The 12,878-nt window shown below is 37.4% G+C and carries 13 protein-coding genes; 6 read left to right on the forward strand and 7 right to left on the reverse strand.

What is annotated here, in order from left to right; translation table 11 throughout:
- The first annotated feature begins 149 nt into the window (after positions 1–149).
- The gene (locus G7B18_RS14950) at positions 150–1,772 is read left to right on the forward strand and encodes a S41 family peptidase (protein WP_164111285.1); all 1,623 of its coding nucleotides are present in this window, start codon (positions 150–152) and stop codon (positions 1,770–1,772) included.
- On the opposite strand, the gene G7B18_RS14955 is transcribed toward G7B18_RS14950, so the two are convergent.
- The 5 genes from G7B18_RS14955 to G7B18_RS14975 all read right to left on the reverse strand — a co-directional run bounded on the left by G7B18_RS14955 (position 1,769) and on the right by G7B18_RS14975 (position 6,997).
- Positions 1,769–2,701: an endonuclease/exonuclease/phosphatase family protein gene (locus tag G7B18_RS14955; RefSeq protein ID WP_240452873.1), complete on the reverse strand. Its 933-nt coding sequence runs from the start codon at positions 2,699–2,701 to the stop codon at positions 1,769–1,771. The two genes, G7B18_RS14950 and G7B18_RS14955, sit on opposite strands and share 4 nt — an antisense overlap.
- A 179-nt stretch (positions 2,702–2,880) precedes the next feature.
- Complete coding sequence (locus G7B18_RS14960; protein ID WP_164123318.1) at positions 2,881–3,756, reverse strand: rhomboid family intramembrane serine protease; 876 nt, start codon at positions 3,754–3,756, stop codon at positions 2,881–2,883.
- Between the two features lie 50 nt (positions 3,757–3,806).
- Complete coding sequence (locus tag G7B18_RS14965) at positions 3,807–4,520, reverse strand: rhomboid family intramembrane serine protease (protein ID WP_164111291.1); 714 nt, start codon at positions 4,518–4,520, stop codon at positions 3,807–3,809.
- A gap of 11 nt (positions 4,521–4,531) precedes the next feature.
- Entirely contained in the window at positions 4,532–6,406 is a 1,875-nt protein-coding gene (gene mutL / locus G7B18_RS14970; RefSeq protein ID WP_164111293.1) for a DNA mismatch repair endonuclease MutL, read from the reverse strand.
- A 120-nt stretch (positions 6,407–6,526) separates the two neighbouring features.
- A complete protein-coding gene (locus G7B18_RS14975) occupies positions 6,527–6,997 on the reverse strand; it encodes an Lrp/AsnC ligand binding domain-containing protein (RefSeq protein WP_164111295.1) in 471 nt (156 codons plus the stop codon).
- 288 nt (positions 6,998–7,285) lie between these two features.
- Between G7B18_RS14975 and G7B18_RS14980 the strand changes: the two genes are divergently transcribed.
- Complete coding sequence (locus G7B18_RS14980; RefSeq protein ID WP_164111297.1) at positions 7,286–8,329, forward strand: hypothetical protein; 1,044 nt, start codon at positions 7,286–7,288, stop codon at positions 8,327–8,329.
- Here G7B18_RS14980 and ruvC read toward each other — a convergent pair.
- The gene (ruvC, locus tag G7B18_RS14985; RefSeq protein WP_164111299.1) at positions 8,326–8,889 is read right to left on the reverse strand and encodes a crossover junction endodeoxyribonuclease RuvC; all 564 of its coding nucleotides are present in this window, start codon (positions 8,887–8,889) and stop codon (positions 8,326–8,328) included. The genes G7B18_RS14980 and ruvC overlap by 4 nt on opposite strands.
- Before the next feature lie 93 nt (positions 8,890–8,982).
- On the opposite strand from ruvC, the gene G7B18_RS14990 reads away from it, so the two are divergent.
- Both G7B18_RS14990 and G7B18_RS14995 read left to right on the forward strand, forming a co-directional pair.
- On the forward strand, positions 8,983–9,957 hold the full coding sequence (locus G7B18_RS14990; RefSeq protein ID WP_164111301.1) for a lysylphosphatidylglycerol synthase domain-containing protein: 975 nt from the start codon (positions 8,983–8,985) through the stop codon (positions 9,955–9,957).
- 49 nt (positions 9,958–10,006) lie between these two features.
- The gene (locus G7B18_RS14995; protein WP_164111303.1) at positions 10,007–11,071 is read left to right on the forward strand and encodes a glycosyltransferase family 2 protein; all 1,065 of its coding nucleotides are present in this window, start codon (positions 10,007–10,009) and stop codon (positions 11,069–11,071) included.
- On the opposite strand, the gene G7B18_RS15000 is transcribed toward G7B18_RS14995, so the two are convergent.
- Positions 11,068–11,805: a 1-acyl-sn-glycerol-3-phosphate acyltransferase gene (locus tag G7B18_RS15000; protein WP_164111305.1), complete on the reverse strand. Its 738-nt coding sequence runs from the start codon at positions 11,803–11,805 to the stop codon at positions 11,068–11,070. The two genes, G7B18_RS14995 and G7B18_RS15000, sit on opposite strands and share 4 nt — an antisense overlap.
- A gap of 199 nt (positions 11,806–12,004) precedes the next feature.
- On the opposite strand from G7B18_RS15000, the gene G7B18_RS15005 reads away from it, so the two are divergent.
- Both G7B18_RS15005 and G7B18_RS15010 read left to right on the forward strand, forming a co-directional pair.
- Entirely contained in the window at positions 12,005–12,271 is a 267-nt protein-coding gene (locus G7B18_RS15005; protein ID WP_164111307.1) for a DUF2089 family protein, read from the forward strand.
- 22 nt (positions 12,272–12,293) lie between these two features.
- Positions 12,294–12,875, forward strand: a complete 582-nt coding sequence (locus G7B18_RS15010; RefSeq protein ID WP_164123320.1) for a hypothetical protein — start codon at positions 12,294–12,296, stop codon at positions 12,873–12,875.
- Positions 12,876–12,878 lie beyond the last annotated feature (3 nt).

Raw genomic sequence — 12,878 nt, forward strand, 5'->3', positions numbered from 1 at the left:
TTCTAAGAATTATGAAAATGTTGGGAATTATTTGTTGACTTTTAATAGTTTGGGAGTTATTTTGGTATCTTTGTATGTTGTGTTTTTTTGAGGGAACCCCCCAATTTACAACAGTTTAAATCCTAGTTTAATTGCAACGGGTTAAATAAATGCAAAAAGGTACTGGACGGAATATTTTTGTAGCTGCAACTTATGCGGCAACTTTGTTTTTAGGATTAATTCTCGGACAAAATTATGTAGACCAACAGAGTAATAATCCAGGTAGTTCGCTGGTACCTATAGGATTGTCTGATAATTCATATAAGATTCAACAAGTTCTTGATCTACTATCTAACAGCTATGTGGATAGTTTAAATGTTGACTCTTTACAGAACGGTGCGATAAATCATATAGTCGCCCACTTGGATCCGTATTCATCTTATTTATTGCCCAATGAATCCCAAGCTCAGTCCGAAGCATTAGAAGGGACGTTTGAAGGGATCGGTTTAGAGTTTTTTAACCTTAATGATACATTATTAGTCGTAGGGGTTATCGCTGATGGACCGGCAGAAAAAGCAGGATTGAAAGTAGGGGATCGCATTCTTAGAATTGACTCTATTCATGTGGCGGGGCGCAAAGTCGGACAAAATACAGTTGACAAAATGATTCGGGGAAAGAAAGGGTCTTCTGTTGCTATATATGTGGCGAGAGATAATTATGAGAGGAGAGCGCCCTTTCATGTAGTGCGTGATCAAATCAAAGTTAGTTCGGTTGATGTTTCATACATGGTGAGGCCTACTATTGGGTATGTAAGGATACGGCGATTTGGCTTGAAGACCGCTGAAGATTTTAAGGCAAGTATTAAAGAACTGAAGAAGCAGGGCGCTCAAAATCTGATCTTAGATCTTCGTGATAATGGTGGTGGTTATTTTCATGTTGCGCTACGTCTTGCGAGTGAGTTTTTTAATGATCGTAAAATGTTAGTATACACCGAGGGGGCCCATGAGAATAAACGAGAATACTACTCGGAGGGCGCAGGCGAGTATACAGAGGGTAAGCTAATCGTATTAATTAACGAGGGGACGGCTTCGGCATCGGAAATAGTGGCCGGTGCGGTACAGGATTGGGATAGGGCTACCGTTGTCGGAAGAAGGTCATATGGTAAAGGTATCGTTCAGGAACAGTTTGACTTTTTGGATGGTTCGAGAATAAATCTGAGTATTTCCAGATACTATACCCCATTAGGACGGAGCATACAAAAGAAATACACGGCCAACTGGTCAAATATGATTGACTATGCGAGCATGTATAAAGGATTATGGGTCTTAGATACCACATTTGCAAATGCCCAAATGTACAAAACGCTGGCCGGTAGAGAGTTGTTTAGTGGAGGGGGAATAAAGCCTGATGTTAATATCTCTGTAGATTCTAACGAAGTCAGTCTTTTGTATCAAGATATTGTAAAGTCAAGTTATCTGGAGCAGTTTGTCTATGAACGATTTACCAAGCAGTTACCAGCTTATTCTATTGAGAACTTTATTCAGGGATATCATCTACCCCAGTTAGAATACGATAAATTCATTCTGTATCTGAAGGATCGAAATATAATTGTGAATGAGCAAAGAAGTAAGGGACTTTTAAAACTTATTCAATCCGATATTGAAGCTATCGTTGGCCGTTATTACTTTGGTAGAGAGGCTTATTTTAAAGTGAAGAATCGAAAAGATGAGTATGTAAGGAAGGCTGTTGAGCTATTGGTCCCTGCTTCGTCAGTTTCATCAACCAATAGTTAGTGAATAAGGTCTGCCCATATGGGATAGTGATCAGATAGTCGTTCGTTAACAATTCCGTAATTGTCCACGGTAATGGATTTTTCGCAAAAGATATAGTCAATCTGAAATAATGGCAGTAATCCGAAATGGGTAACTCCCCAGCCAAACCCCTTCTCTTCGAACGCATTGTACATACCCTGTCCGACGGTATTGACACTGTACGACATGGGGGTGTCGTTAAAGTCTCCCATCACTATGTAAGGGTAGGGACACGATTCAATGTGTTTGCGTAATGATTTAGCTTGTTCACTGCGGTTGGTAAATGCTGTTTTGAGCTTACGCCCTACACGTTTTGTTTTCTGCTCATCTTTAAGTTGTGCTGTAGCCGACTTTTGTATAAACTCTTTATCTTCTTCTTGAAAGGCAAACGAGCGCAAGTGTACGTTATATACGCGCAGCGTATCTGCTTCTCGTTTGATATCTGCAAATATAATCCGGTTGATACCATAGCCGTTTTTAAAGATAGTTCCATGATCTATGATGGGGAATTTTGAAAATATAGCTTGGCCATAGCCCTCATAGTCATTTTTTGAGACGGGTTCGAAGTAATAATCTTCAAATTTACATTCTTCTTTTAATATTTTGGTGAATTGACGAGATCCTCTGATGCGACTGTAAAACTCTTGAAAGCAAACAATATCCGGGTTGACAGTATTAACTAGTTCTGCTGTTTCTTCCTTAAAATTATCCTTTGGACTGTCATATCTTTCAAAAAGATGTACGTTAAAGCTCATCACTCTTAGCGTCGTGTCCGCTTTAACAACAATTTTGTCGTTGCTATTTCTGAAATTAATATGTTTGCCCAATAGGGTCCAACCTGATATAATGGCTAGTAAACTAAGCAGGATATATCTTTTTTTTCTTAATAACCAATAAATAATGAAGCCCATATTGATAATTAAAATAGGAAGGAAAGCTAGGCCGAAAAAAGCAATGGGCCAAAATTGTTGAGGGTCAATGAAAGAGGCTGAATAGCTCAATAATAAAGCGATTATAGCAAGAATATTTGTAATAAATATCGTTCTGCTAAAATACCCAAGTCGTTTGCGGAAAAATGAGCGATTTGTCATTACTGATCCTGCTTACTGGCTTTAAAAAGCACCTCTTTCTCCTGCGAATTTAGACTTTCATAACCACTTATAGAAATTTTGTCCAGTATTTGATCAATAAGTTCTTGATTGGGTAAATCTGAATGGTGTCTTCTTTTTTCGATAATATGTTGTTGTTTTTGACCCTGTACGACTTTGAGATGCTGGCGTGGTTTACCTCTTTTGAAAAATTTGCTCCAATCATTTCCTTTTTGGAGTTGCCACATAAAACATATACCAAAACCGGCCATGAATAGATAAGCAACCGCTGTAACTGGATTACTTACCATCAGAAATCCAAACTCGAGCGCAAGATATATTAACGCTATTGTTTTCAACTTGACATTCCCAAAGATGAATAGACGTACCTCTAAATTGGGAACTAATATCGTCACACTGCTGATCAAGGCGGCTAATCCAAGTGCTGTAGTGTTCCAGTAAGCTGTTTGATTGGAGTAATAAGGCAATGAGCCTATCCCTAGAAAAACTAATCCACCCAGCAATATACCGCCTATAAATACAGTGAGAAACTGCCTGTTGTTTAGAAAGTTTAGAAAAATATTGCCAATCCAGTATAACCAAAGACAATCGAACAGAAGGTTAAAAATCCCTTGGTATAAAAACGCATGTGTTGCTATTGTCCATGGTTGTTGAATGAATGCCTTGAATGACATAGGGAGACTTAGGTGCTCATATGTCCATTTGAAAAGATCCAAAGATACGATTTCGTCAAATGTTAGTAGTTCGAAAATATGAAGTAAAACAAACATGAAAACCTGTCCCGTGATGATATAAGGGATAGGTGACGTGTTTTTATACGTGTCTCTAATAAATGATTTTAAGACATTTTCCTTCATGTCATTTTATTTATGTTATATGCCCTTTATCCTTGAAGCATCACCATTCGCTAATAATAACCCTTTTTTATCTTCCATGCTTTGATCAATATATAGCCAAATAATGCTCCACCAACATGGGCTAGATGGGCTATCGAAGAACCTGAATTGTTGAAGCCAAGATAAACTTCTATAAGAATATAAGCGCCGACAAAATATTTTGCCTTTATGGGTACCGGTATAAACATGAAATACAAAGGCATATTCGGGAATAAGTAGGCAAACGCAAGTAATAATCCGAATATTGCGCCGGAAGCACCTACCATGGGTGTTCCATAGATAGAGATTAAGGTGTCAAATTTGTCTTTGGTAAGAGGTAAAGAAGTAGATACACGGTCTTGTGCAAAGTCAAAATTAAGAAAGGTGCTCGCTCTCATATTTCCTGTTATCTGTTGTACCTCTACAGCCTGTACTCCGTACTGAAGAACTAATGCACCTAAAGCACAGATAAGATAATAATTTAAGAAACGTTTTGATCCAAACATGCGTTCGATAATTGGGCCAAACATAACCAATGCAAACATGTTAAAGAAAATATGGCTAAACCCACCATGCATAAACATATAGGTGATAGGTTGCCATACGTGGAAGAATGGAGAGTCGGGATAGTACACACCAAACCATCTGGTTGCGGGTTCAAAAATTAATGAACCTATGAAGCATATGATATTTATAATTAGTAGGTTTTTGACTACTGGCGTAAGGTTATCAAGTAAGTTATTCATCTATGCTTTCTTTAAATTTTGTTGAATTTTTCCATCAATTCCTGCAACGTGATAGTCACAATTGTAGGTTTTCCATGTATAGAAATATTAGGACTTTCACATGCAAATAGTGCATCGATCAAATCGGATATAGATTCGTTATCTAGTGGTGTGCCCGGTTTGATCGCGGCATTTTTAGCTAAGCTCCTCGCTAGGTTCTCTCTTTTTGTAAGGGTAAGTTGTGAGGCATTGTTTTTGTAATCCTCCAACAATTGATCGACAATTTTAGCTTCATTAACGTTAGTTCCAAGGTCAGCTGGAATTCCATCGATGATGTATGTTGTCTTTCCGAATGGTCGTAACTGAAAGCCTAATGTCTGAAGCTCAGGTAGAAGTTCGCCCATTAACGCGAAATCAGAAGCCGAAAGCTCAAGGGTACTCGGAAAAAGACTTTGTTGGCTTGAACCTTTGTTGTTTTCCAAATGTTCCTTGTACTGTTCAAATAAGATCCGTTCGTGGGCTGCTTGTTGATCGATAAGCATAAAACCCGAGTGAATTTGAGAAAGAATATACCTGTTGTGTAATTGAAAAAAGACCTTCTTGTTGTCACTGTTGGATTGAAATACCTCATCGGTATCGGGTTCTGCTGGAAGGAGCGGTAGTTGAATAGGATCTTCTTGTTCAGCAATTTGGTACAAGGTATCCCAATTTTGAGGTATCCCGATTTTTTTCTCTAGACCCTTGGAATAACTTTCTGCCCGGGAAGTTTTAGACAACGTAGAAGGTTCACTTCCTCCTTCAAATGGATTGAAGTTAGGATTGAATGATATCGTTGGCGCTTGGATTTCGTCGAGAGGCTTGGCTGAAATCAGGTTACTAAAGCTGGTCTCTTGGTTAAAATCAAGTGAAGGCGCTATATTATATCTGCCCAAAGAACGTTTGACTGCAGAACGTAGGATGGCATATATAGCTTTTTCATCCTCATATTTGATCTCCGTTTTTGTGGGGTGTACGTTGATATCAATCTTTGCTGGATCTATTTCAATAAACAAGACATAAAGCGGGAAACTATCAGCTGTCAACACCTCCTCATAGGCATTCATTATAGCATGATTCAAATAATGATCCTTGATGAATCTTTTGTTGACAAAGAAAAATTGTTCGCCCCTTGTTTTTTTTGCGTATTCTGGTTTTCCAATAAATCCTTGAATATTGATAATACTTGTTTCCTCTTCTACTGGGACTAGTTTTTGATTGTAGTTATTGCCAAATAGGTGAACAATTCGCTGTTTTAAGCTTCCTGGTGACAGATGAAAGATCTCATTATTATCGCTGTGGAGACTAAAAAATAGGCTTGGATTAGCTAGTGATATGCGCTGAAATTCATCTATTATATGACGCATTTCAACAGAATTACTTTTCAGAAAGTTTCGGCGGGCCGGGATGTTATAAAATAAATTTTTTATTGCGATGCTAGTTCCAGAGGGAAGAGCTTCAGGATGTTGATCAATAACTTTTGATCCTTCAATATTCACGATGGTACCTAGTTCGTCCTCTACACGTTTGGTCTTTAATTCTACTTGTGCTATCGCGGCAATTGAGGCCATAGCTTCGCCCCGAAAGCCCATTGTGCGAATTGCAAAAAGATCTTCCGCTTTTCGGATCTTACTGGTAGCGTGGCGTTCAAAACACAGACGGGCATCAGTTATACTCATTCCACAGCCATTGTCTATGACCTGAATTAATGTTTTTCCCGCATCTTTAACAATAAGCTTAATTCTATCTGCTCCAGCATCAATAGCATTTTCTATAAGTTCTTTCACTGCCGAAGCGGGTCTCTGAACCACTTCACCAGCTGCGATCTGATTGGCAACGGAATCTGGAAGTAATTGAATAATATCAGACATACGATGCGAAGTTACGAAAAAACCTTCATGTGTGATATCAATTATGGCTTTTAGCTGGCTAGTGCAAGCATTTTAACTTATGGCAGATGGTTGGTTGCGATCTGCCATAAGCTATTGTTATTATAAGGTGATTTGTCTCTTAATACTTTCTTCTAAAGAGATAATGGTTTCTGTCCGCTGGATCCCCTTAAGTCCCTGTATATCTTCATTAAGTACCTTACGAAGATGTGCGGTATCTTTACAGATTATTTTAGCAAACATACTGTATTGACCGGTACAGTAGTGTAATTCTACAACCTCTTTTACTTGTTTAAGTTGTTCTACTGCATCGACATACTGAGAGCCTTTTTCGAGATAAATGCCTAAAAAAGCTGTTATATCAAAACCGACTTTTTGAGGGTTAATGATTAAGTTAGAGCCGTGTATAATACCCAATTCCTCCATTTTTTTCATTCGGACATGAATAGTTCCACCGGAGACAATGAGTTTTTTTGCTATTTCTGTGTAAGGAATGGATGCATCTTCCATTAAAATGGATAAAATCTGAACGTCAAGATTATCTAAATCGTAATTTGAATAGTTTTTTTCCATAAAGTGTAAATTTATGCTTTTGTTTTATTGTTATCGTGTGTTTAAATGTATTATGAAGACTTTCTATAGCTTTTCCCATACCCATAAGATAGTTGAAAAAAATAGATTTATAAAAAGCTGTTTTTTTTAACTTCAATTTTTTTCAAAATTAATAACAAAAAATCATATTGTATTTTTATTTTTTAAAAAAAATGAATTGTATTTTGTAATATTTTAATAATATATCCATTTCTATAGGCTCACTCTTTTATTTATCTTTATAAAAATTAAAGATTTAAGTAGCTGTTTATGGAGATTGACGACGTAAAGATTTCGAGAAAGAAACCGCTGTTTTCTGTTGGACAGGGGCTATTAAAATACTTGAAAATGTATCAACGGGAAGCCAGGCTACCTATCTCGTACTATGATTTGCTGCATTTTCAAGAGACAGTTCCCGTGATGGATAAGTATGGGAATGATACCTTTTGGGAGACGCCTTTATATCCCCCCCATCTTCAGGATCAGCTATATGAAGGTCTTAAAGTTGTGTATGCTGTACTTAAGGCTTCGGGAAATACCCGTATTGTAGAACATAAAATCATTGATCGAATTGAGTACTGCGCTTTCGGAAATACAAAACCATTCCGGATACGTATCGTTAATAGACTGAATGACGTGTATGATTACTTTTATATAAAACAAGCTGATGCTTCTCGAATTTACGGTCTTGAATTGGAAGAAATCTTATCTCCAAATCAAGTCAACTATGTATACGATCGCGACACACTTGTCGAAGAGCATATCGTAGGTATTCCTGGGGATGTCTTTAGCAAAGATCGGATTCTGACACCTGATTATAATCAAACCCGCATAGCAAAGGAGTTTGTCAAGTTTAATGAGCGTTGTATCATCTCTTTGTTAGGCGATATGAGGGCTTACAATTTTGTCATGCAGATAACACCCGATTTTGATGATTTCCAGTTTCGCATAAGAGCGATCGACTTCGATCAGCAATTTTACGAAGGCAATCCAAAAGTATATATGCCTCAGTTTTTTAAAGAAAACTTTCCGTATGTCAAGTTATGTATAGAATATCTAAATGATAGAACGGTGCTGCAATATCAGCAAGAAGAGCGTTCTTCCATCGTACACCGCGTTCGTAGCGAAAGGCACCGCATAAAGGATTTAAGAGACGCTTCACAATCTCAACAACTCTCCAGTACGGAGAATATTCATCAATTAAGAGAAGGGTACGCTAAGTATTATGCAAATGAAAGTTACTTTAAGTGTGAGAGTATGACAGATATTGTAGAACTGAATGTTAAGAATGTAATCCGGCAGGTACAGCTCTAGCGTATTCGATCTTTATTATCTTTTATAAATGCCGACCAATCGGAATAACTTTTATTGCCTGTACTGCTATTTTGTTGAAAAGAATGACAGACAGCTACCGCAAGACCGTCGGTAGCATCTAGAAACTCAGGCGTTTCTTTGAAGCCTAATAAGTTTTGCAACATAGCAGCGACTTGTTCTTTGCTGGCACTTCCGTTTCCTGTTACAGATTGTTTTATTTTTCGTGGAGCATATTCAAAAATGGGTATATCCTGGCTCAGTGCAGCAGCCATTGCTACACCTTGTGCCCTGCCGAGCTTGAGCATTACTTGGATATTCTTTCCGTAAAATGGGGCTTCCAATGCTACACAGTCAGGTTTGTATTCTTGAATCAGAGCTAATGTTTTTTTAAATATACGTTGTAATTTAAGTCCGTGGTCATCGAGATGTCCCATTTTTATAACCCCAAGGGACTCCAATGTTATTTTTTTACCTACTTCTTTTATTATCCCATAGCCTAACACGATTGTTCCGGGATCTATCCCTAAGATAACTCGTTCTTTGGCTTTTTCTTTTTGCATACCTCAAAATTACGTAATTGCTCACTATCTTTTACCGAGTATTGACGTGTTTACGTAAAATATGCTTAAAATTGTGCTTTCTAATTTTTTGAATTGACAAAAGGACAACGAAAATATATTAATTACGGCATCAAGTTTGGTATTGTCGGTCTAGCAATATGGTTTATCATTAGCAAGGTCAGCAACCAACAAAACCTGTTTGAATTTACATCATTACTGAAGAGTATCCCTGCCACAACCATGTACATAACCCTTTGTGTGGTTGTTTTTTTTATGTTGTGCAACTGGTTTTTAGAGGTTGTGAAATGGCGATATTTGAGTCGAGGTCTGGAACAGTTAAGCTATTGGAAGGCCATTCAATCGGTGTTCTGTGGTTTGACCTGGGCTATATTTACACCCAATAGAATAGGTGAGTACGGGGGGCGTGTATTACTGTTAGAACCAAAGAATCGCGCTCAGGGAGCAGTGCTAATGGGAGTAGGGCTATTTGCGCAATTGGTTTTGACCAGTTTTTTTGGAGCGCTAAGTATCGCATGGTTTATTAGCGTTTTTATAGATGCGCCGACTTCTGTAATCTTTGCGGTATGGATGATTGCCATAATTTATGCTTTTGTATTTCTTTTGTTGTATTTCAATGTACATTGGGTCGATCAGCTCGTCGCTCGGGTAAAATGGCTACGTAAGGTAAGTCCATTTTTTTCTGTACTTAAAGATGTTCGTTTCAGGGATCTTCTTTATGTTCTGCTTCTCTCTTTGGCGAGGTTTATTATTTTTACTTCACAATATGTGATTCTCATGATGGTGATTTTGCCGGAAATACCATTGGTGTCTATGATTTTAATGATTTTTATTCTTTTCTTTGTGCAGGCAGCTGTACCGTCATTGGATATATTTGACTTCAGTGTCCGTAGTTTTGTCGCTAGCAATTTGTATGGTTATGTGACCACGCAAGAAATCGCGGTGATGGCCATCGTTTCTTGCATCTGGTTTGTTAATTTGATTTTGCCCGCAATTATTGGTTCTTTTTTTGTACTGAATGTTAATTATTTAAGTGATAATAATTCTTAATTCCGCTCTCGTTTTTTGTGCTATCATCTATGTCTCTCTCGTTCTTTACATGCGTAAAGGCTGGTCGCGTATCTCTTTTTTTGAGTCAAATAAATTAGTTCAGGAAAAAATTTCTGTACTGATTGCTGCACGAAACGAGGAGGAAAATATTGCGCGGACTATAGATTGTGTATTAAATCAGAATTTTCCAAGGGGAAATTTAGAACTTATTATTGTTGATGATCATTCTGTTGATCGTACAGCGGACATCGTAAGGTCATATTCGGATAGGGGCGTCAAGCTCTTGCAGCTTTCTGTTGGAGACAAGCTGAATTCCTACAAAAAATATGCTATTACTAAGGCTATAGAAATGTCTACGGGTGATATCATTGTGACGACAGATGCGGATTGTAGGATGGGAAAAAACTGGTTAAAAACAGTAGCGCAGTATTTCGAGACGAACAAAAGTTACTTGGTGTCATCCCCGGTGATGTATTCCGAAGAAAAGACCCATTTCGAGGAATTACAAACGTTGGAATTTATGTACCTCATTGGTTTGGGAGCAGCGGGCATCGGTAACAGCTCTCCAACCACTTGTAACGGAGCAAATCTTGCCTATAGAAAATCTGTTTTCTATGAAATGGACGGATTTAAAGGTATAGAGAATCTAGCTTCTGGGGATGACGAGCTTTTCTTACATAAAGTGGCTGCAAAATATGCAGACCGTATAGGCTTTTGTAAATCTAAAGAAGCAATTGTATATACCGATGCTAAACCTGATTTGAAGTCTTTTATTAGTCAACGGAAACGTTGGGCTTCAAAGAGTACGAAATATAAGGACAAGAAGGTTGTAGCACTAGGGGTTAGTATCTGGGCTTTCAATTTAGCCCTTTTGGTGTCATTGCTTCTTTTTTTCTTGCGTCTACCCGAATTTAATTGGATTCTTCTGACAGCTTTTGGGCTAAAGATTATTGTGGAATTTATTTTTATGGTGCCAATCACCTCTTTCATGGGGAGAAGGGACCTGTTAAAGTTTGTTCCGATGTTATCGATTGTTCATAGTTTCTATATCGTATACATTGGTATCGCAGGTAATTCTGGTAAATACGATTGGAAAGGGAGACAGGTGAATTAGTTTTCTACCTTTTCCCTGATTATATCTTCTGCTTTTTTAACGATCTCTTCTGCTGTCAGCCCTTCTGTTTGGACGGGAGGTAATACTTCCCAAGAGATGTTAATGAATGGTTGCAAAGGGAACATGCCGTATTGAACCATCTTATAAGAACCCCTAATCGCTATCGGCACGACTAGTGCATGTGGGTTTTTCTTTAACAAAGTCGCAATCCCTCCTATAGAAAAACTTTTCATTTTGCCGTTCTTGGTACGAGTACCTTCTGGAAATATCACTGCTGACCAATTTTTCTGTTTCATATTGTTCGCTAACTTCAATATTTCAGAAATAGACTGTTTGGAGTCTTTTCGGTCGATATTGGCTGCTCCTCCGTGGAGCAAGTTGAAGGAAATACTCGGAATTCCAGCTTGTGCAAGCTCAATCTTTGAAATAAACTTTGCATGGTGTTTCCTCAAATGATAAATCATGGCTGGTATATCGAACATACTCTGATGATTGGCAACAAAGATAATCGGTATATCTGTGGGCAGTTTCTCCTGACCGGTGAATCGTACGTTATTGAATAAAGTATAATTGCAAGCTGTAAGGAAAAAATTCAAAATATCAACACTCTTTTTATGCGCTGAATAACCACCTAGTTTAAGGCATAGCCATTGAATAGGATGGAAGATTAAAAGGAGCACCGAAAAACAGAGATAAAAAATAGGTGTGAGGAAATATCCAATAATTTTTTTCATACAAAAAGTAAAGCAGCAAACTTAGATAAATTAGTGCTTATATGCAATATTATACTGTAGCTTGGGAACTGTACTGCGCCTCTTTAAATTTTTATTTAACGGATGTTTTGATTGTTTTTTTAATTTATTTAAATTTATTTTTAATAATGTTTATTTTTGATTTGATTATATTTATTTTTGAATTGTTTGTTTTGTCCCGATGAAGTTACCTATACGTTGTCCCAGTTGTGAAGAAAGGCTGAAAGTCGCCAAATTAACTTGTTCTACCTGTAATACGGAAGTTTCCGGCGTTTATGAACTACCTGTATTAATGCAGCTTGATAAAGAAGAACAAGATTTTGTCATGGAGTTTTTGTTGAGTTCGGGTAGTATAAAAGAGATGGCGGGTAAGTTGGGAAAAAGCTATCCTACCGTCCGTAATCGGTTAGATGATTTGATTATGAAAATCAATGATTTAAATGTTTAAATATAGCGCTATTATAAAAAAGATGATGGATATTTTGAATCCTTTTGTGAACAATTCAGAGAAGAAGTTACTTCTGATTGGACTTTTCTGTTTCATGTTGAGCGTTTGTATAACTAATTACAACGATATATTGATGCTGGGAGCCTTAAAGATTGTAAACGCAAAACCGAAGCTTTGGTATATCTCTCTTTATAATTTAAGTGTGACTGTACTTAGCAATGCGCTGTTACTGTACCTTTTTGCTATCTTGAAATTTTCCAAAACACGATTTGTAGATGTATTAAATACCGTATTAATTGCGCACATTGCCATGTTTCTGTTGCTTCTGGTTTCCGTGACCCCTATTGTCGCGGATTTCTTGAAATCAATGGAGTTTTTAGTTTTGGAACATATAGACAATCCTACTGCACTTCCCAAGGATAAAGTACTTTTGATGGTGGTTTTTGGCGCGTTCTCTATCGGATGTCTGGTTCTTTTTTTTACGTTATTGGTAAAAGGAATGAAAATTGCAATAAATAGTAAAAAGCAGTCGGATACTATTGTGATAGTTCTGTTAGTTCTTATTTGGAATACCGCATTACAGTTTTTAAATATATATCAATAAATT

The sequence above is a fragment of the Sphingobacterium sp. xlx-130 genome, from assembly GCF_011007405.1.
GTDB classification, from domain to species: Bacteria; Bacteroidota; Bacteroidia; order Sphingobacteriales; family Sphingobacteriaceae; genus Sphingobacterium; species Sphingobacterium luzhongxinii.